This window comes from Natronobiforma cellulositropha (genome assembly GCF_025629245.1).
GTDB lineage: Archaea > Halobacteriota > Halobacteria > Halobacteriales > Natrialbaceae > Natronobiforma > Natronobiforma cellulositropha.
Window position 1 is genome coordinate 125,889 of sequence record NZ_JANZXN010000019.1, and the last position, 18,920, is coordinate 144,808.

Below are 18,920 nucleotides of genomic sequence, written 5' to 3' on the forward strand. Positions count from 1 at the left end.
CATGAGTGCATTCAACGCAATCGGAGAAGAACGCGACATCGACCGGAACGAGTTCACACCCGGTCTCGAGCCCCAGCCGACCTGGTGTCCGGGCTGTGGTGACTTCGGCGTCCTCAAAGCGCTGAAGCAGGCCCTCCCGGAAATCGGCAAGACCCCGGACGAGGTCCTGACCTGCACCGGCATCGGCTGCTCGGGCAAGCTGAACAGCTACCTCGAGACGTACGGTTTCCACACGATTCACGGCCGCTCGCTGCCGGTCGCCCGTGCGGCGAAACTCGCCAACGACGGCCTGACCGTGATCGCCGCCGGCGGTGACGGTGACGGCTACGGGATCGGTGGCAACCACTTCATGCACACGGCGCGTGAGAACCACGACATCACCTACATCGTGTTCAACAACGAGGTCTTCGGCCTGACGAAAGGTCAGACCTCGCCGACCTCGCCGCGCGGACACAAGTCGAAGACGACGCCTCACGGCAACGCGAAGTCGCCGATCCGGCCGCTCTCGCTCGCACTGACGTCGGGGGCGACCTACATCGCCCGCACCGCCGCGGTGAACCCGAACCAGGCCAAAGAGATCATCAAAGAGGCCATCGAGCACGACGGCTTCGCCCACATCGACTTCCTGACCCAGTGTCCGACCTGGAACAAGGACGCCCGTCAGTACGTCCCCTACGTCGACGTCCAGGAGTCAGACGACTACGACTTCGACATCCACAACCGCCAGGAGGCCCAGGAGATGATGTTCGAGACGGAGAACGCCCTCCACGAGGGCACCGTCCTCACCGGCCGCTACTTCGTCGACGAGCGCCCATCCTACCAGCAGGAGAAGAAGGAACTCGGCGAGATGCCGACCGAACCGCTCGCCGAGCGCTACTTCGACGACGACTACGAGTGGGAGCGCAGCTACGACCTCCTCGAGCGTCACAAGTAAGCGCCGTCGGCCCGACGAGATCCGATTTTTTTTTCGCTGCCGACCGTGAGCGGTCAGTCCGCACCCCAGCCCTGAGCGAAGCGTTTGGTGAGCTGGCTCAGGACGAGCAACGCGAGGAGCAAGCCGCCGAAGAGGAGTGGGCTGTAGCCGACGAACAGCTGGTAGAACCCGTAGGCGACGACGAGGACACCCATGAGGTTCGCCGTCGTCCCAGCACGCCGGGAGACGTACGCGGGGTCGACGGACTCGTCGTAGTGGACGTGGAGGTCCGCCCGACCGCGGAAGATGAGAACCGAAGGGATCAAAATTGCGAGGCCGCAGAGCAGCCAGAAGACGCCGAGAACGAGGTTCGCATCGACCATCGAGTCGACTCTGGGTCCGACGGGCGAATAAGTGCCGCGGTTGACCAACGGGTGACGAGAGACACCCTCGAGCGGAGCGCTCACCACGCGTTCTCGTCACCGATCGATCTCTTTTCGGATGCAAAAGATATTTTCCTGTCGGAGCAAAATGGAAGGTCATGAACAACCGATCTACGGGAGAGCGCATCCTCCAGGTTCTAGAGGAGGACGCCCAGGCGTCCTACGCCGAGATCGCAGATCGGGCATCGGTCTCGAAGCCCACCGTGCGAAAGTACATCAACCAACTCGAGGAAGACGGCGTGATCGTCGGCTACTCGGCGGACGTCGACCCGAAGAAACTCTCGAGTCAGACGATCGCCCTCGTGGGTATCGAAGTCGCGAGCGAGCGCTACGTCGAAGCGACGAAAGCGCTCAAGGAACTCGCCGAGATCGAAGTCCTCTACAGTTCGAGCGGTGACCACATGCTGATGGCCGAGGTGCGCGCCGCCGACGGCGACGAGGTCGGCGAGATCATCTCGAGTGAGATTCTCGAGATCGACGGCGTGACGGCCGCCCACCCCTCGTTCTTACAGGAACGGCTGAAGTGACGGCGAGCGGAGCGCGACGAGACCATCGGGACCGAGGAAGGCGGGCGCTTTTGCGGTGAGCCATCGAAGGAGGGATATGGACAGCTACGAACGCGAGGTGTGGATCGCGGCTCCGCTCGAGGACGTCTGGGCGTTTCACTCGAGTACGGACGGTCTCGAGACGCTGACGCCCGCGTGGATGGACTTGCGCGTCGAGGCGGCCATCGGGCCGGAGGGTGAGCGCGACCCCACGGTGCTCGAGAGTGGCTCGGAGATCGACCTCTCGATGCGCCCGTTCGGCCGTGGCCCGCGCCAGCACTGGCGTTCGCTCATCACCGCCCGCGAGCGGACCGACGGCGTCGCCTACTTCCGCGACGAGATGGTCGACGGCCCGTTCGACCACTGGCTCCACACCCACACCTTCTACGCCGACGGCGAACAGACGTTGCTCAGAGACCGCGTCGAGTACGCCCTTCCCTTCGGAGCGCTCGGCGGTACACTCGGACCGTTCGCTCGGCCCGGCTTCGAGGCGATGTTCCGGGCGCGTCACGCGGCGACGAAAGCGGCGCTCGAGGGCGACGACGGGACGAGCAGGTCGCGGCCGGTCGAGCCGGGCCGCCTCGAGTAGGGCGGGCGTTTATCTATCGCGTCGTGGTACCGAGAGCGCATATGACACACGTCATCGTCGTCGGGGGCGGTCCCGCTGGACTCAGTGCGGCGCTGTTCACCGCGAAGAACGGTCTCGAGACGACCGTCTTCGATACGGACGAGACCTGGATGCACAAGGCGCACCTGTTCAACTATCTGGGCATCGAGAGCGAGGACGGCTCTGCGTTCGTGACCGACGCCCGCGAGCAGGTCGACGAGTTCGGCGTCGAGCGTATCCAGGACGAGGAAGTGACGGCGGTGACGAGCACCGACGAGGGCTTCGAGGTCTCGACCGAGAGTGACGAGTTCGACGCGGACTACGTCGTGTTCGCGACGGGAACCGATCGGAGTCTCGCGACCGACCTCGGCTGTGAGACGACTGCGGACGACACTGTCGACGTCACCATCGACATGGAGACGAGCGTCACCGACACCTACGCGGTGGGGGCGACCGCCCGCGTCCAGAAGTGGCAAGCGATCATCTCGGCGGGCGACGGGGCCGCGGCCGCCCTCGACGTGCTGAGCAAGGAGAAAGGCGAGCGGTTCCACGACTTCGACGTGCCAGCAGACGCAGAGTGAGTGGGTCACTCGAGATAGGCCGGCCGTCTCGCGTACTCGAGCGGGTCGCGCACGCCCAGTCGCTGGAAGGCCTGGAGGCGGAAGGCACAGGAGTCACAGGTGCCACAGGCGGGTTCGTTCTCGCGGTAGCAGCTCCAGGTGTGTTCGAAGGGAACCGAGAGGATGACGCCGCGGCGGGCGATGTCGGTCTTCGAGGCCTCGACGAACGGAACGACGATCTCGATCTCGGTCTCGGGTTTCGTTCCGACATCGACGACGCGCTCGAAGGCCTCGAAGAAGGCCGGGCGGCAGTCGGGATAACCCGAGAAATCCTCGCTGTGTGCGCCGACGAAGACGGCCTCACAGCCGTTGGCTTCGGCGTAGGAGACCGCCATCGAGAGGAGGTTCGCGTTGCGAAACGGGACGTAGGAGGTGGGTATCTCGCCCTCGTCGGCGTCGAGGTCCGCGTCGGGCACCGCCATCGCCTCGTCGGTGAGACTCGAGGCGCCGATGGCGGCGAGGTGGCCGGTCTCGACGCGGAGGAAGTCGGCCACCTCGAGTTCGTCGGCGAGCCGACGGGCGCACTCGAGTTCGCGCGCCTCGGTGCGCTGGCCGTAGGAGGTGTGGAGTGCGTAGAGTTCGTAGCCGCGCTCGCGGGCCTCGTAGGCCGTCGTCGCGCTGTCCATGCCGCCCGAGAGGAGGACGACTGCACGTTTCTCACGCGAGTCAGCCGCCTCGGTCGCGTCGGCGGTGCTGGTCGTCTCGGGTGGGGTCGACTCGTCCGTGTGGGTGTCGGGCGTCATGGTCAGGTCTCGGGGGCGTCGTTCCAGAGGTCGACGTGGAGGCGGGGCGTGTAGCGAAAGCCGCACTCGAGGGCGAGTTCGGCGACCGTCTCGCGGGTGTCGGCGAGCGCCGTGCGCGTCGCGCCTTCGGGCATCAGGAGGACCTCGTGGTCGGGAATCGGGACGGCCGTGACCCCGCGGAGGTCCGCGAGCAGCGTCAGAATCTCCTCGAGGTCGGTCTCGTCGGTGACGACGAACTTGAGTTGGCTCTCGTAGGACTCGAGTAGCGCCGAGAGCGCCTCGAGGTCGATCCGGTCGCGCTCGTGGCGGTCGGTCCACACCGCGCGTTCGTCGGCCGTCAGCGCCTCGCCGCCGGAGGGTGGGCGCTCCGGTGTCGGGGTAGAACTCGCGAGTTTCGGGCTGATCGAGACGAGGTCGATGGGTGCCTCCCGGTAGACGGTGCCGTTGGTCTCGACGGTGGTGTGATAGCCGCGTTCGTCGAGGCGCTCGAGCAGCGTCGTGGCCCGGTCGTGGATCAGGGGTTCGCCGCCGGTGAGGACGACGTGGTCGGCGTCGAAGCGCTCGACGCGCTCGAGGATGGTCTCGATGTCGACGAACGCGTGCGTCGGCTCCCAGGAGGTGTGATAGGAGTCACAGAACCAACAGCGGAGGTTACAGCCGCTCGTTCTGACGAAGACGGAGGGGACGCCGACCAGACGGCCCTCGCCCTGGAGGGAGGAGAACAGTTCGTTGATCGGGAGGGCGTCCTCGGCGTCGCCGGCTGTGGAAGGCGGGTGTTCGCCATCGACGGCATCGGAGACCGGCATCTCAGAACGGACTCCCCGTACAGAGTTCGCCCGTCTCCCGGACCTGTACGGCGACCGTAGAGACGGTGTCGGGCAGTGCTGCCTCGAGACGCTCCTCTAAGACGGCGCTCATCACCTCGGCGGTCGGTGGGTGCTCGAGGACGACCAGGGCGTCGTCGTCGCCGGTCGCCTCGAACGCCTCGACGAGCGGGTCGCCCGCCTGGACGATGAACATGTGGTCCCACTCGTCGATGACGTCGGTGACGACGCCCTTGTCGACGACCCAGCCCTCCTCGGTTAGCCGGCCGGTGATCGCGACGCTGATCTCGTAGTTGTGTCCGTGCGGACGGGCACACTTGCCGTCGTGGTGGAGGATGCGGTGGCCCGCACAGATTCGAATCGGCCGGTCTCGGCCGACGTAGAGGACGCGCTCGCGCTCGAGTGGCCCAGTCGGTTCCGGGGTACGAGCGTCTCGATCGGATTCGAATATTCCTCGAGTCATACCCCAGGATTCTTTCGAGCATACTTAATGGTGTCTGACGGCGAGGACGGGTGGTCCCCGCTCGAGGACCCGGTGGCGTTCGGACGGAGGTGTCAACGGGCGGGCGTACGGGAGCGCTGTGGGATGCCGACGGACGAGCGTGGAGAAGAGACTCGCCAGTAGCCGACCCATCGGGACACACGAGAAGCCGATCAGTCCTCGAGTTGGTCTTCGAGTCTGTTTCTCGCCTCCGTCCGTCGCTTACGCGAGAACCGGGGAGTGTCGCTGCTGAAGTTGACCTCGATCTCGTCGACCGTCCGTCGGTAGATGTTGGTCCGTCGCCCTTCGTCGGAGAGCGTCCGCCCCTCGCACTCGAGGAGACCGGCGTCGACGAGTTCTTCGATGCGACGGTAACAGGTCGCGATCGGGATCTCGATGTCTTCGCTCAGCGCCTGTGCGGACTTCGGGGTGCCCGCTGCGCAGAGGATCTCGGCGCTGTACTTACTGCCCAACGCCGAGAGGAGTGTGTTCGGTTCTTGTTCCGCTGTCCATCCACCACGTGGCATCACGGTACAACGTAGCCAATTATCAAAAGTGAATCTTGTGGTTGCCAGACGTACCGTATTATATACACGAGCGACGCTGCGCAGAGAGCAGAACGAGTACCAACCGCGATCTTCTTTGATTATATTATATTATTTTTCAACGAAAATAGTTATCAGTGGTTGCCGGTGTTGTGGCTGTATGCACAGTTACTTTCGGGCAAATTGTGATGTATTTTTACTGAGATCGCGCGGCACCGAACGGACGAGCACCGGACACCGCTCCCGGAGGCTGGATGCGTAAGTCGTGGGGACCCCTGGGTGGGTTCGTCCCCGTCGAGTCGAGTCGAATCGTCCTGATAGCACTTCTCGGTGTACTGTTCGTCGGTCTAGCGAGTGTTTCCGGCGGTGCGGCCGTCGACGACGGTGTCGTTGATCCGGTGGTCCTCGACGAGGACTCGAGCAACGCCACGTTCGTCCTCATCGAGGGGGCGAACGACTCTCTCGAGCACGTCGTTCCGATAGCGCCGAACGAGACGGCAGCGAACCTCTCTCTGGAGCACTTCACCTCGGGACCGACACCGGAGGAGACGACCAGCAGAGACACCAGTGGGTTCACCACGTTCAGCGACAATCCGGCACCGGTGGAGGTGACTGTTCTCCAGCCGGATATGCCAACGCCAGCGACCGGCAACCTGGTCACCGAGTGGAAACCGATTCCCGGCGCGACGGTGGATCTCGGGCCAGGGGGTGAGGGAGAGACAGGGTCGGACGGAATCTGGCTCTCTGATCCGCTCTATCCCGGAGAGTATACAGGAACGGTAGATCTGTCGACCGCTCCGTTTGGTGACCGGCTTACCCGCGGCATCGAACACAGTTTTTCGGTTACCGTCCCCAGTGGCCTGGACGAAGACCCTGACCCGGTTCCCGTCAGCTATGCTTTTTCGCATGGGTGTGATTTGCCACCGTATCCTCAACACCAGCCGAGTATGGGCTGGTGGGAACACAGGGTAGAAAACCAGTGGCCGAACTGGGAGGAAGAGAGCGTCTATATCGACCAGGACGTCGCTGTCGCTGGTGAGCCGGTGACGATCAGGGCGTGTAACCCCTTCAGGATTCTCGACTACGAACATCGGTGGGAGTTCGACGACGACACGACGGCAACCGGCGAGGAGTTCACGCTGGTCTTCGACGAACCCGGAACCTACGACTTCTGGCCGGTCGACGGCCCAACACACGAGACGGAACTCACCGTCGTGAATCTCGAGGTTGAGCGCGCTTTCGGCGACGAGTGGCTGGCCGAAGCGAGCCAGAACCAGGACTACTACCAGGTCACGTCGACGGAGACCGAACGCAGCCTCACGTCGGTGACCGTCGACGGCGTCGAGGCCGTCGAGGTTGGTCTAAACGACTTCCGCGCACCGCTCGAGGTGCGCGACGGCCGGCCGGTCGAGGTCGTCGCGGAGTTCGACGATGGCGCAGTGGCTGAGAAGACGACCGACAGTGCGATGTTCGTCGACCCAGCCTGGGTCGAGACGTTGTCCTCACATTTCTTTATAGAGTCTTCAGACGAGTGGTGTGAACTCGATGGATCGTGGCCCGAAGGAGATGCGTGTGAACTGTGGATTGCGGGGGACGCGTACGAAGCTCACTGGGCGGGAATTCCAGGAACGGTCGACGATGAGTCGTTCTCTGTTCATGCAAAAGAAGAGATGATACTCATGGTATTGACACCAACGGGTGACTTAACTGGTCAGACCGAAGTTGGTGCTGGCGTCAGTCTGCTCGGCAAAGGATTCTCAGTAGAGGGAGAAGAGCAGATGGACTTCGATGGCGTACAGTACCAGGGAGGCGACGGGACGGCCGAAGCGAAACTAGATAGAAAAGTACGACTGCCGAGATGGCTCGGTGGAGGGCGGTCGGGAGGAGGTGGGGAACCCGTGTACGAGAGAGATGGTATTGGAGGTATCGATGCCAGCGCCCACATCGCCGTGGTGCTCAGAATACAGTACGAAAATAACGAAGACATCGAGATAGTGAGCATGAGTGTCGGTGGCGACATCGAGGCATATGGTAAGATCGAAGGGTCCGCTTTCGGTGCATCCGCTCACGGCGAGATCTATGGTGGTGGAAGCCCAGACATCTACTTCAAAGAGGGCTCCGGTGGAATTCCGGTAGACGGAGCCGAGGTGGAATTCTACCTTGGCGTCAGAGGCGGATACAAAGTGTATTTTTGGAGCGGCGATTTCGATGAAGAGCTTCTCGACCTACATCTATATACCGGGAATGTACCGGGCACCAACTCGCTCTCGACCCACTCGTTCGAGGGAGGGGCGCTGAACGAACAGACCATCTCGAGGTCTGGCGACGCCGGTGAGAGTACGGAGTGGTCGGTCGTCTCACCGACCGGTGCCCAGCCACTCCCCGACGTGCCCGCAGTCGATGCGGGGACGCTGCAACCGCTGTCGTCTGACAGCCCCTCCGTTCTCGGAAGCGATACGGACAGACTCACCGACCGCCCCTACGAGGACAGCGAACCATCGATCGCGGCGACGCCCGACGGCCACGCCGTCGTCTGGAGTTCGCTCGAGGAGGGCGCGGCGGTCGAAGACGGCCACGACATTCGGTTCCGTCACTACGACGAGAGTACCGGCTGGGGTGAGGTCGTCGACCTCACCGACACCGACCGCCACGACTTCGATCCGACGCTCGTCAGCCGTGCGGACACCGACGAGTTGTTCGCCGTCTGGTCGCGCATCGACGCCGATGCGAGCCAGCTCTCGGGTCCCGAGGAGGCTGCCCCACACCTCGAGATCGTCACCGCGCACTTCGACGGCGACACCTGGAGTGAGCCGACGATCGTCAGCGACACCGGCGCCCTCGAGCGGGCACCCGTCGCCGCTGCGAGCGAGGAGGGCTGGCTCGTCGCCTGGATGCACCACGCCAACGACGACCGCCTCGACATCGAGAACGCCACCGTCGAGTACCGCCTCTTCGACGCGGACGCCGACCAGATCCGGGAGGGATCGATCGAGAACGCCTCGCTCCCGGCCGTCGGCAGCCGCGCCGACGGCACGTTCGACCTGGCCTACTTCGAGTCGGCGGCCAACGTCACCGAGTCCGGAACGCTCGCCCACGGCGCCGTCGACGACGACGGCTTCGACCGCGACGGCGCACACGAGTACGCCCTCGAACAGTACGGCGACCACGCCGTCGACGGGGGCGAACTCGTCTGGACCTGGAACGACGGCGGCGAGTCGGCGCTCGAACACGCCGACGGATCGGACGTCCAGCGCCTCGAGACCGACCCCGATCTGGCGGGGATCGGCGAACTCGTCTTGCGTGCCGACGGCGACGAGTCGCTGTTGCTCTACCGGGGTGCGCCCGGCTTCCAGAACACGAGCGACCTGCTGTACCGTCAGGCCGTCGACGGCGAGTGGAGCGGCGACCACCGCTTCGTCGGTGGTCCCGACGAGGACCTGACGATCTGGCAGGCCGACGCCATCCTCGGTGACGACGGGTTCACCGCGGCCTACGCCGTCCAGGAGCCGGGTATCGAGAACCGGAACGACGTCTTCGTGACGAGCGAGGCGTTCGCTCCGGCGTACACCCTCGACGCCGCCGGGCCGACCGACGCGGCCGCAGGCGAGACCGTGACGGTCGACACGACCGTCCGAAACGTCGGTGGCGCCAGCGACGACCCGGTTGCCATCGTCGTCACCGACGGCGACGACGAACTCACGCGCGAGACCGTCGACGCGCTCGGACACAACGAAACCGTGACGGTCCCACTCGCGGTCACCGTTCCCGAGAGCGGAACCGTCACCGTCTCGCTCGAGGCGGGCGCGTCCGACGAGTGGTACACGCAGCGGGCCGACCTCCGACTCGGCTCGCCGAACCTGGTGGTCACCGCCGCCGAGGGTGAGATGCACTCGGAGACGAACGCGACGCTGACCGTCGGTGTCGAGAACCGCGGCGGCGTCAACGTGAGCGCCGTGCCGGTCCGGATCGACGACGGCGACGGCTGGACGACGAACGTGAGCCTCGACGTCGCCGCAGGGGCGACCGAGACGGCTGCGATTCCGGTCGACCTCTCTGCGTTCAACACGAGCGCGCTCGACCGCGTGACGATCGATCCCGAGGGCACCGTGCCCGCGGTGACGTCCAGCCCGGCGCTCAGCGAGCTCACGACACGGCTGTTCACGCCCGATATCCGTCTCCACCACCCGATCACGTACCAGTCGGTCGAACGCTACGATACCGAAGACGGGACGTACGCGCGTGTGGGCGTCACCAACTACGAACCGTTCGCGACGAACGCCACGATTACGGTGACCGACCACGACGACGGGGAGTTCTTGGGCGAGAAGACACTCGAGCTGCCGCCGCTCGAGGGGACGACGACACATCTCACGACGGTGTTGGTCCCGCTCTCAGACGTCTCGGTCGACCAGACGCTCCACTTCGACGTGGTCGAACAGTCTGACGCGAGGACGGCGATCGACCGTACCGTCGACGAGGTCGACGAGGTCGATACCGAAACACTCGCTGCCATCGATATGCGTGTCTACGACGACCTGACGGGCGAGCCGCTCGAAGACGTGACCATCACTTCGTTCACGGATTTAGCGACGACGGACGCGAACGGTGAGGCTCGAGTCGAACTGACCTCGATACAGGCACTCATCGTCTCGAAACCGGGCTACAAAGCGGAGACGCACGAAGTGATCTTCACTAGCGGCTACGAGCTGACAGGAGCCGTACGGCTGTCACCCGACCTCGTCGTCGACTCGGTGGAACTCCCGGACGGTGTCGAACCGGGTGAGTCAGTCACGATAGACGCTGTCGTTCGAAATAACGCATTCGAGGCGGTCTCGAGTGCCGTCGAGTTCTCGGCTGACGGTGTCGAAATCGCCTCCGAACGGGTATCGCTGGACGCGAGAGACGAGACGACGGTAACGGTCGAAACGACCGCGCCGATGAACCGATCGGCCGTCGTCTACACGGCCCAGGCAGGTGGTGTCGGTGCTCGGTCGGTGACTGCTGTCGGAGTCGAATCGTCCGGTTCCGGTCCGGTTTCGATCGACACCATCGACACACCGGATGCGATCGACGTCGCCTCGACCCACTCGGTTCCGGTGACGGTGACGAACGATGGTTCCGACCGCTTCGTCGGCGTCGGAACCGTCAGTCTCACCGGCTACACCGACGGCACACAGCCGATCGGTGCAGCAGTGTTCGACATCGCCGCCGGTGAGACGGCCACTCGAGAGATCGACGTCGTTGCGCCCGACACGGGCGTAGACGGAGCGTTCGTCGTCGAACTCGCCGGGGACACTGCTAGCGAGGCAGTCACGGTGCGGGAAGGAGGTGAACGGGTGTGGGGAGTCCAGACGGGCGGCCAGATCGTGAGTTCACCGACGATCGTCGATGGACTGGTCTATATCGGGACGCTCAACAACCAGCTGTTCGCAGTCGATGCCGACACCGGGGAGGGCGTCTGGGGTGTCACAACGGATGGACCGATCTACTCCTCCCCGACGGTTGCAGACGGCACCGTCTACGTCGGCTCGATGGACGGGGGACTCTACGCGCTCGACGCGTCGACGGGCGGACTCCAGTGGGCGTACAACACGTTCCAGCCGATCACGTCGTCCCCGACGGTTGCAGACGGGACGGTCTATCTCGGTGGGAACGTCCTGTACGCGATCGACGCCGAGACGGGTACCAACGAGTGGGTGTTCTCACGGGAGGGAGCGATCGATTCGTCACCGACTGTCGTCGATGGTACGGTGTACGTCGGCGCCGGTGCTGGAGCCGACGACGAGGGCCACCTCTACGCGATCGACGCACAGACCGGAACCGAAGTGTGGGAGCTCGAGACCGACGGTGACGTGCTCCCGTCACAGACGGTCGCAGACGGGACCGTCTACGCAGGAACGGCGGCAGGAACCCTGTATGCGGTCGATGCGAGTTCCGGTGAGATAGTGTGGACGGTCGACACCAACACGAGCCTCCTGTCTACACCGACGGTAGCCGACGGGGTCGTCTACGTCGGAACCGGCCTCGCCGACGGGGTCCTCCGCGGGTTGTACGCGATCGACGCGGACACGGGCGAACAGCGCTGGGTCGGTGACGGTCACGTCCACAGTACCATGTCGTCGTCACCCACGGTCGCTGGCGGAACGGTGTACGTTGGCGACTTTTCGGGGTACGTCCACGCGTTCGATACCGAAACCGGCGCGTACCACTGGCGCCACGTCGTAAGTGAAGGCGTCGAATCCGCACCGACAGTCGCCGACGGGACGCTCTACGTCGGCTCACTCAACGGGGTGCTCTACGCGCTGAGTACCGAAGGTGATCACACCAGCGACGACTCCCGGGTCACGCTCGGCACACTCGGTCACGTCGGAGACATGGCCGAAGAGACGCCCGAATTCTCCCTCGAGATTCTCGAGACGAACGCTCCGGTCGAAGCGGGTGAGACACTGACGGTTACTGCGACCGTCGAGAACACCGGCACCGCCGCCGGAGAACAGACGGTGACGCTCGAGGTCGGCGGCGAGGTCCGCGATACACGGACCGTCAGTCTCGACCCCGACGAGACTGACTCGGTCACACTCGAGTGGAAGACCGGCGACGACGACGCCGGAGACCACGAGGTGACGATCTCGAGCGACGACGACAGCGCGAGCGAACCGATCACGGTCGAAGCCGTCGCCGAGGCGGTGTTCGTCGTCGACGCACTCGAGACGAACGCTCCGGTCGAAGCGGGTGAGACGCTGACGGTTACTGCGACCGTCGAGAACACCGGCACCGCCGCCGGAGAACAGACGGTGGCGCTCGAGGTCGGTGGCGAGGTCCGCGATACACGGACCGTCAGTCTCGACCCCGACGAGACTGACTCGGTCACACTCGAGTGGAAGACCGGCGACGACGACGCCGGAGACCACGAGGTGACGATCTCGAGCGACGACGAGACCGTCACCAAGACGGTGGCCGTCGAACTGCCCCCCGAGAGTGTGTTCGCACTCGAGGGAGTCGACCTCACCACTCCAATCGATGCCGGGGAGACGGTGACGGTGACTGCGACGGTCGAGAACGTCGGCGACGCCGCCGGTGAAACGGCTGTGACGCTCGAGGTCGGTGGCGAGGAGTCAGACTCACGGGCTGTTAGCCTCGACCCCGGTGAGACGGACACGGTCGCGCTCGAGTGGAGGACGGAAACCGCCGGTGAGTACGACCTCACCGTCTCCGTCGGAAACGATAGCACCACCGAGACCGTGGTAGTCGACGAACCAGGCCAGGCCGAACTCGTCGTGGCCGCGCTCGAGACGAACGCCCCCGTCGAAGCGGGTGACACCCTCACAGTCACCGCAACCGTCGAGAATACCGGCACCGCCGCCGGGGAACAGACGGTGTCGCTCGAGGTCGGCGGCGAGGTCCGCGACACACGGACCGTCAGCCTCGACCCCGACGAGACTGAAACGGTCACGCTCGAGTGGGAGACCGGCGACGACGACGTCGGCGACCACGATATCACCGTCTCGAGCGACGACGACAGCGCGAGCGAACCGATCACGGTGGACGCTGTCGCTGAAGCGGTCTTCGTCGTCGACGCACTCGAGACGAACACCCCAATCGAGACCGGTGAGACGCTGACGGTTACCGCGACCGTCGAGAACACCGGCACCGCTGCGGGCGAACAGACGGTCATCCTCGAGATCGGCGGCGAGGTCCGCGACGCGCGGACGCTCGTGCTCGAAGCGGATGCGACGAACACAGTCACGCTCGAGTGGGAGACGACCACGGCCGACACCGGTGAGTACGACGCAGTCGTCGTGACGGACGACGCCGTCGTCTCCGAACCGGTGACCGTCGACGACAGCGAAGAAGCCGACGGCATCGACGTGAACGGGATCACGGCGTACGACCCAACCGGCGACGGCCTGTACGTCGACTTCACCGGAGACGGGACGGTCGGGTACGATGACGCCGTACTCTTCTTCGAAAATCTACAGAGCGAGGCGATTCAGGAGAACATCGAGGCGTTCGACGTGATCGGCGACGGCCGCGTGGGCTTCGCAGACATCGTCGCGGTGTTCAACATGGCGTAGCTCTCTCGTCTCCCTTCTGAGCCGCTGATTCGGTGACCACGTCGTCGACGACGGAGAAACTCACTCAGAAACACGATGTCGAAGACCCCGTGGCTCTCGTCGACTCCGGCCCGTAGCCCCACACCGCCCACCACCGTCGAGGCACTCGATTTCGAGACGAACGACACGACCTTCGAAACGCCGACAAACGCCCCTTCCACGGGATACACGCGAACGAGCGGGTTCGCCAACTGCTTCAAAACCGTCGAAGCCCGAACCGGCAGAAACTGGCCTCTGTCTGACGCATACCGCTGGAACAGCCTTCTCCGAACACCGCCCGCGAGCCGACGAGACGCATTTGGCCCGTCGGCGCAAACGGGGGGTATGAACGTCGCGATCGTCACGGTCGGTGACGAACTCCTGGCGGGCCGAACGGTGAACACGAACGCGTCGTGGCTCTGTGAGCGCCTCCACGAGCGAGGCGCGCGCGTCGAACGCGTCGTCACGGTTCCCGACCGGGTCGGAGACATCGCCGAGACGGTCGACGCGTACAACGAGCGCTACGACGGCGTCGTCGTCACCGGCGGTCTCGGACCCACCCACGACGACGTGACGATGGACGCCATCGCGGCCGCCTTCGACAGCGACCTCGAACTCCACGAGGAGGCGCTCGAGTGGCTCACCACCGAGGGCGGCTACACGCGCGAGGGGCTGACCGAGGGCACCGCACACCTCCCGCGTGGGGCGCGCGCACTCCACAACGAGGTCGGCGTCGCGCCGGGGGCGGTGCTCGAGTCGGTCTACGTCCTCCCGGGCGTCCCGGGCGAGATGCGAGCGATGTTCGAGACGGTCGCCGAGGAGTTCGCCGGCGAGCGGCGCTACTACGAGGAGGTACTCGCCGACGAACCCGAGAGCGCGCTCCTCGAGCGTCTCGACGAGTTGCAAGCGCACTTCGACGTGAGCGTCGGGAGCTATCCCGGCGAGGGAGTCCGGATCTCGATCGAGAGTACCGATGCAGAGACGACGGCCGAGGCGGCCGCGTGGCTCCGCTCACGAGTCGACGGTCCCGACGCGGAGTCCCCCAGTACGCGAGACTAGCGGTAGACGTAGACGAGCCAGGCCAGCGTGAGCACGACGGCGAGACCGAGAACCGCCCAGTTGGCTTCCGGTGGCAGTGCCGTTTCCGCGTCGAGTACGGGAGCGAAGTCGTTCATGTACGCCGCTCTGTGCGCCGCCCTCTTAACGGTTCAGAAAGACCGTCCGTGCCACACCCCTTTTCCACCGATGGTGCGTAGCCCGCCCATGGACAGGATCGGCGTCGTCGTCAACCCGATCGCCGGAATGGGCGGGCGAGTCGGACTGAAGGGAACCGACGGGAAACTCGAGGAGGCACGCCAGCGCGGGGCGACGCCACGAGCGCCGGGGCGAGCACGCGAGGCGCTCGAGTCGCTGGCCCGTCGACGCCCCGACCTCGAGGTGTACGTTGCGGGGGGCGTGATGGGTGAAGACGCCGCGCGGGCGGCGGGGTTCGAGCCGACGGTCGTCTACGAACCCGACGACGGGAACGAGACGAGCGCCGAAGACACGCGAGAGACCGTCCGTCGGTTGCTCGAGTACGACGTCGACCTCGTGGTGTTCACCGGCGGCGACGGCACCGCCGTCGACGTCGCCGAGACGCTCGAGGAGGCGGACGTGGAGACGCCGATGCTCGGCGTGCCCGCGGGCGTCAAAGTCTACTCGTCGGTGTTCGCAGTGACGCCGACAGAGGCGGGTCGGATCGCCGCCGAGTTCGAGCGCGTCGAGGGCCGCGAGGTCAACGACATCGACGAGGACGCCTACCGCCAGGGCGAGGTCCGAGCGGAGTTGCGAGCGCTCGCCCGCGTTCCCGTCGCGCCGACGCTCCAGTCGAGTAAGCAACTCGCGAGCGGGAGCGTCGAGGCGCTCGCCCGCGGCTTCGCGAGCGAGATCGAAGCGGGAACGACCTACGTCTTCGGTCCCGGGAGTACCGTCGGCGAGATCGAAGCCGAACTCGGTATCGACGCCTCCCCGCTCGGCGTCGACGTCTGGCGCGACGGCGAACTCCTCGCTCGAGACGCCTCCGAAGCCGAGATCCTCGCCGTGCTCGAGGAACCAGCCGTCGTCGTCGTCTCGCCGATCGGTGGCCAGGGGTTCGTCTTCGGGCGGGGCAACCACCAGCTCTCACCGGCCGTCCTCGAGCGCGTGCGCGAGATCGAAATCGTCGCCTCGGAGGCGAAACTCGACGGTCTCGACGCGCTCCGGGTCGATACGGACGACGAGGAGACGAACGAGGCGCTCCGTGGGTGGACGCGGGTTCGAACTGGACGGTTCACCACGCGATTGGTTACCATTGTGTAGATCGCGAACTGTCACCTAGTCGTATTACGACAGCAGTCCAGATTAATGGGCATATAGTCAAGATTAAGGTGACTCCAATCCTACGGCTGGTTATGGAAACGCGGAAAGTACAGCGACTCGGTCCGTCGACGCTCGCGATGACGTTGCCCGCCGAGTGGGCATCGGCACAGGGCGTCGAGAAGGGGGACGAGGTTTCGATTCGGATGAGCGGGAAGGGGACGCTGACGGTGATGCCGGAGTCGGCGAGTTCGGAGGAGACGGAGGCGATTATTCACGCCGACGATCTGGATGCCGATGCCGTCGAGCGCGCAATCGTCGCTCAGTACGTCCTGGGCCGGCGCGTGATCCGCATCGAGACCGACGACGGCGCACTCAGTTCCGATCACATCAACGCCGTCTACAGCGCCGAAACGCAACTGATGGGTCTCGGCGTCATCGAGGAGACCCCCGAGAGCATCTCCATTCGCTGTTCGGTCGACCCCGAGGACTTCACCCTCGACAACCTGCTAGAGCGACTCGAGCGAACCGGCCGGACCATGCGCGGGGAGGCGATCAAGGCGCTCGCTCACGGCAACCCGGACCTCGCACAGCGGGCGTTGAACCGCGAACGCCAGGCGAACAAGATCTTCGTCCTCCTGCTCCGGCTGATCTTCACCGCGTACCAGAACCCGAACCTCGCTCGAGCGGTCGGTCTCGACACCGGCTTTCCGCTCATCGGCTACCGGTCGATCTCGAAGAACCTCGAGCTGACGGCGGACAACGCCGAAGACATCGCCGACATCGTGATGGAGACCGACGGCCACACGCTCGACGTCGACAACTCGGTCATGCGCGAGATTCGCGAGCTGACCGACGAGGTCGACGAGATCACCTCGCTCGCGGTCGAAGCCGCCGTCGAGCGTGATTACGACCTGACGATTACGGTGCGACGGATGTTCCACGAGATCAGCAACCGCGAACGTGAGATCCTCTCGAGCCTCCCGGAGATGGACAACGAGAGCCTCCTTCAGGTCCGTGAAGTGCTCGTCAGCCTCGAGCAGACGGCAGGCTACGCCATGCGAAACGCCGAAATCGCGGCGAACCTCGCGCTCAACGAAGAGTCCGAGCACATGACGATCAACTGATCGCCGACTGGTTGACATCCTCCACACGACTACCGTCGCGGGATTCCACTCGATGTGTGTCAGTGACGCCCGCCGTCGCTCGAGAGGGGCAGGCCGGAGAGGAGACCGCCGTCGGTGGAATCGTCCCCATCGGAGCCGTCCGCCTCAGAGCCGTCACTCGAGTTCTCCACCTCTGAGTCGCCAGCGGCCCGTTCGCCTCCGTCTCCATCGGAGCCGGTATCTGAGTCGTCACTCGAGTCCTCCGCCTCCGAGTCGCCAGCGGCCCGTTCGCCTCCGTCCCCATCGGAGTCGTCCGCTCCCCGCTCGCTTCCGTCCCCCTCGTTCGTCGCCCGCTCGGTGCCGTCGTCCGGTTCGTCGTCGGTCCCCAGAATGTCGGTCTCGATCGTCTCCTCGTAAGTGAGTGCCTCGAGCGGGAGGCTGATCGTCGTGCCGAGTACCCGAACGCGGGCGTCGAACTCGATGCGGAGGTCGGTCACCTCGCCGTTTTGGAGGTGGGAGACCCACCAGTCGTCGAGGTGGCCGTTGACGATCCGCGTCGTCGTCTCGACGGTCGTGGTTCGCCCGGCGCGCAGGAGGTACTCGCGGGCGCTCTCGCCGTCGCCGACGACGACGTCGTTCATCGAAATCTCGTAGCCGAGTCTGGTGATCGGGACGTCGTAGGCCTGTGGGTTGTACAGGTCGAAGCGGAGATCGAGTTCGGTGTGACGGTCGTCGACGCCGCTCCAGTTCGCCCGCGTCCGCTCGACGTAGAGCAGCGGATCGCTGACGAGGGGGCTGTTCGCGTCGATCGGACGGCGTTCGTCGGAGTCGAACGACGAGACGAGGTCGGTCTCGACTGGCTGGGTGTTCGAGACGCGCGTCGCCCGCCCGAGCGCGCCGCTCGAGATTTCGGCCTCGACGACCGCCTCGCTGACCTCGCCACGTTCGATGTGCGTGACCCACCAGTCCGGGATCCGGTCGTTCGCCATCCAGGTGGTGAGCGTCTCACTCGAGGTGCCGGGCTCGAGGGCGAGCGAGTCGGTCCGGCCCTCGGCGAGCGGGACCCCGTTCATCGAGACGGTGTAGGTCGCCGCGAGGTCGACACTCGAGAGACCGACCGGGTTCGGGTTGGTGACCGTCAGGTGGGTGACGATCTCGGTCCGCTCGTCGGTGACCTCGCCGAACTCGTTGTCGACGCGCTCGAGTGCAGGGAGTCCGATCAGACCCGTCGCGAAGGCCCCGCCGGCCAGTGCGCCGAGTGAGAGTGTGATAGTCGAGACGATCCGGACGAGACTACCGAGGAAGACCCGTCTGACGACGCGTGGGCTCATGGTTGATCAGCGTAGCGCTAGTGACGCAGAACGTATATGCTTCGTGGGTGTCGCGGTGTCACGTTCGTCGGAGGTCGAGAATGGGTGCGCTTAAGGGACCCGCACGAGAACGGCGGCGTATGGCTGCACCAACGGAATCGACGACGGACAAGGGTGTGGGACTCGCGATGGTACTCGGAGCGATCGCTGTACTCGGTGCGTTCGGGATGGCCGCCGCCGCTCCGGCCGCGGAAGCCGGCTGGGCGTTCGCCGTCGCGATCACGTTCGCCGTACTGGCCGTCGTCGGCATTCACGTCTACGCAGAGTGATCTACGCAGAGTGATCGCCTGGAGAGA

15 protein-coding genes are annotated in these 18,920 nt (G+C 65.0%); 9 read left to right on the forward strand and 6 right to left on the reverse strand.

Going from position 1 to position 18,920, the window contains the following annotated elements; all coding sequences use genetic code 11:
* The first annotated feature begins 1 nt into the window (after nt 1).
* Nucleotides 2-934 (forward strand): thiamine pyrophosphate-dependent enzyme, encoded by a 933-nt coding sequence (locus tag N0B15_RS10220; protein ID WP_263019600.1) that lies wholly within the window; start codon nt 2-4, stop codon nt 932-934.
* 53 nt (nt 935-987) lie between these two features.
* Here N0B15_RS10220 and N0B15_RS10225 read toward each other — a convergent pair whose 3' ends face one another.
* Nucleotides 988-1,296 (reverse strand): hypothetical protein, encoded by a 309-nt coding sequence (locus N0B15_RS10225; protein WP_263019601.1) that lies wholly within the window; start codon nt 1,294-1,296, stop codon nt 988-990.
* Nucleotides 1,297-1,454: 158 nt separating this feature from the next.
* On the opposite strand from N0B15_RS10225, the gene lrpA1 reads away from it, so the two are divergent.
* From lrpA1 to N0B15_RS10240, 3 genes are all read left to right on the forward strand, one after another.
* Nucleotides 1,455-1,883 carry an HTH-type transcriptional regulator LrpA1 gene (gene lrpA1, locus N0B15_RS10230; protein ID WP_263019602.1) on the forward strand — a complete coding sequence of 143 codons (429 nt, stop codon included), beginning with the start codon at nt 1,455-1,457 and terminating at the stop codon, nt 1,881-1,883.
* 76 nt (nt 1,884-1,959) lie between these two features.
* Entirely contained in the window at nt 1,960-2,490 is a 531-nt protein-coding gene (locus N0B15_RS10235) for an SRPBCC family protein (protein WP_263019603.1), read from the forward strand.
* 41 nt (nt 2,491-2,531) lie between these two features.
* Nucleotides 2,532-3,089: an NAD(P)/FAD-dependent oxidoreductase gene (locus N0B15_RS10240; RefSeq protein ID WP_263019604.1), complete on the forward strand. Its 558-nt coding sequence runs from the start codon at nt 2,532-2,534 to the stop codon at nt 3,087-3,089.
* Between the two features lie 5 nt (nt 3,090-3,094).
* Here N0B15_RS10240 and queC read toward each other — a convergent pair whose 3' ends face one another.
* The 4 genes from queC to N0B15_RS10260 form a co-directional block, all read right to left on the reverse strand.
* A complete protein-coding gene (gene queC / locus N0B15_RS10245; RefSeq protein WP_263019605.1) occupies nt 3,095-3,871 on the reverse strand; it encodes a 7-cyano-7-deazaguanine synthase QueC in 777 nt (258 codons plus the stop codon).
* Between the two features lie 2 nt (nt 3,872-3,873).
* Nucleotides 3,874-4,677 carry a 7-carboxy-7-deazaguanine synthase QueE gene (locus tag N0B15_RS10250; RefSeq protein WP_263019606.1) on the reverse strand — a complete coding sequence of 268 codons (804 nt, stop codon included), beginning with the start codon at nt 4,675-4,677 and terminating at the stop codon, nt 3,874-3,876.
* Between the two features lies 1 nt (nt 4,678).
* Entirely contained in the window at nt 4,679-5,158 is a 480-nt protein-coding gene (locus N0B15_RS10255) for a 6-pyruvoyl trahydropterin synthase family protein (protein ID WP_263019607.1), read from the reverse strand.
* A 191-nt stretch (nt 5,159-5,349) separates the two neighbouring features.
* The gene (locus N0B15_RS10260; RefSeq protein ID WP_263019608.1) at nt 5,350-5,703 is read right to left on the reverse strand and encodes a winged helix-turn-helix domain-containing protein; all 354 of its coding nucleotides are present in this window, start codon (nt 5,701-5,703) and stop codon (nt 5,350-5,352) included.
* A gap of 272 nt (nt 5,704-5,975) precedes the next feature.
* Between N0B15_RS10260 and N0B15_RS10265 the strand changes: the two genes are divergently transcribed.
* The 4 genes from N0B15_RS10265 (at nt 5,976) to N0B15_RS10280 (ending at nt 17,275) form a co-directional block, all read left to right on the forward strand.
* Complete coding sequence (locus tag N0B15_RS10265) at nt 5,976-13,796, forward strand: CARDB domain-containing protein (protein ID WP_263019609.1); 7,821 nt, start codon at nt 5,976-5,978, stop codon at nt 13,794-13,796.
* Between the two features lie 363 nt (nt 13,797-14,159).
* Nucleotides 14,160-14,873: a competence/damage-inducible protein A gene (locus tag N0B15_RS10270; protein WP_263019610.1), complete on the forward strand. Its 714-nt coding sequence runs from the start codon at nt 14,160-14,162 to the stop codon at nt 14,871-14,873.
* 204 nt (nt 14,874-15,077) lie between these two features.
* Nucleotides 15,078-16,151: an ATP-NAD kinase family protein gene (locus N0B15_RS10275; RefSeq protein WP_263019611.1), complete on the forward strand. Its 1,074-nt coding sequence runs from the start codon at nt 15,078-15,080 to the stop codon at nt 16,149-16,151.
* A 92-nt stretch (nt 16,152-16,243) separates the two neighbouring features.
* A complete protein-coding gene (locus tag N0B15_RS10280) occupies nt 16,244-17,275 on the forward strand; it encodes a phosphate signaling complex PhoU family protein (RefSeq protein ID WP_263019612.1) in 1,032 nt (343 codons plus the stop codon).
* Between the two features lie 59 nt (nt 17,276-17,334).
* Here N0B15_RS10280 and N0B15_RS10285 read toward each other — a convergent pair whose 3' ends face one another.
* On the reverse strand, nt 17,335-18,585 hold the full coding sequence (locus N0B15_RS10285; protein ID WP_263019613.1) for an LEA/WHy family protein: 1,251 nt from the start codon (nt 18,583-18,585) through the stop codon (nt 17,335-17,337).
* 119 nt (nt 18,586-18,704) lie between these two features.
* Between N0B15_RS10285 and N0B15_RS10290 the strand changes: the two genes are divergently transcribed.
* Nucleotides 18,705-18,893 (forward strand): DUF7525 family protein, encoded by a 189-nt coding sequence (locus tag N0B15_RS10290; protein WP_263019614.1) that lies wholly within the window; start codon nt 18,705-18,707, stop codon nt 18,891-18,893.
* Nucleotides 18,894-18,920 lie beyond the last annotated feature (27 nt).

What these genes read in the sequence shown, in the direction of transcription:
- N0B15_RS10220 (WP_263019600.1), top strand. Translation starts at nt 2, where the DNA reads ATGAGTGCATTCAACGCAATCGGAGAAGAACGCGACATCGACCGGAAC.
- N0B15_RS10225 (WP_263019601.1), bottom strand. Translation starts at nt 1,296, where the DNA reads ATGGTCGATGCGAACCTCGTTCTCGGCGTCTTCTGGCTGCTCTGCGGC.
- lrpA1 (WP_263019602.1), top strand. Translation starts at nt 1,455, where the DNA reads ATGAACAACCGATCTACGGGAGAGCGCATCCTCCAGGTTCTAGAGGAG.
- N0B15_RS10235 (WP_263019603.1), top strand. Translation starts at nt 1,960, where the DNA reads ATGGACAGCTACGAACGCGAGGTGTGGATCGCGGCTCCGCTCGAGGAC.
- N0B15_RS10240 (WP_263019604.1), top strand. Translation starts at nt 2,532, where the DNA reads ATGACACACGTCATCGTCGTCGGGGGCGGTCCCGCTGGACTCAGTGCG.
- queC (WP_263019605.1), bottom strand. Translation starts at nt 3,871, where the DNA reads ATGACGCCCGACACCCACACGGACGAGTCGACCCCACCCGAGACGACC.
- N0B15_RS10250 (WP_263019606.1), bottom strand. Translation starts at nt 4,677, where the DNA reads ATGCCGGTCTCCGATGCCGTCGATGGCGAACACCCGCCTTCCACAGCC.
- N0B15_RS10255 (WP_263019607.1), bottom strand. Translation starts at nt 5,158, where the DNA reads ATGACTCGAGGAATATTCGAATCCGATCGAGACGCTCGTACCCCGGAA.
- N0B15_RS10260 (WP_263019608.1), bottom strand. Translation starts at nt 5,703, where the DNA reads ATGCCACGTGGTGGATGGACAGCGGAACAAGAACCGAACACACTCCTC.
- N0B15_RS10265 (WP_263019609.1), top strand. Translation starts at nt 5,976, where the DNA reads ATGCGTAAGTCGTGGGGACCCCTGGGTGGGTTCGTCCCCGTCGAGTCG.
- N0B15_RS10270 (WP_263019610.1), top strand. Translation starts at nt 14,160, where the DNA reads ATGAACGTCGCGATCGTCACGGTCGGTGACGAACTCCTGGCGGGCCGA.
- N0B15_RS10275 (WP_263019611.1), top strand. Translation starts at nt 15,078, where the DNA reads ATGGACAGGATCGGCGTCGTCGTCAACCCGATCGCCGGAATGGGCGGG.
- N0B15_RS10280 (WP_263019612.1), top strand. Translation starts at nt 16,244, where the DNA reads ATGGAAACGCGGAAAGTACAGCGACTCGGTCCGTCGACGCTCGCGATG.
- N0B15_RS10285 (WP_263019613.1), bottom strand. Translation starts at nt 18,585, where the DNA reads ATGAGCCCACGCGTCGTCAGACGGGTCTTCCTCGGTAGTCTCGTCCGG.
- N0B15_RS10290 (WP_263019614.1), top strand. Translation starts at nt 18,705, where the DNA reads ATGGCTGCACCAACGGAATCGACGACGGACAAGGGTGTGGGACTCGCG.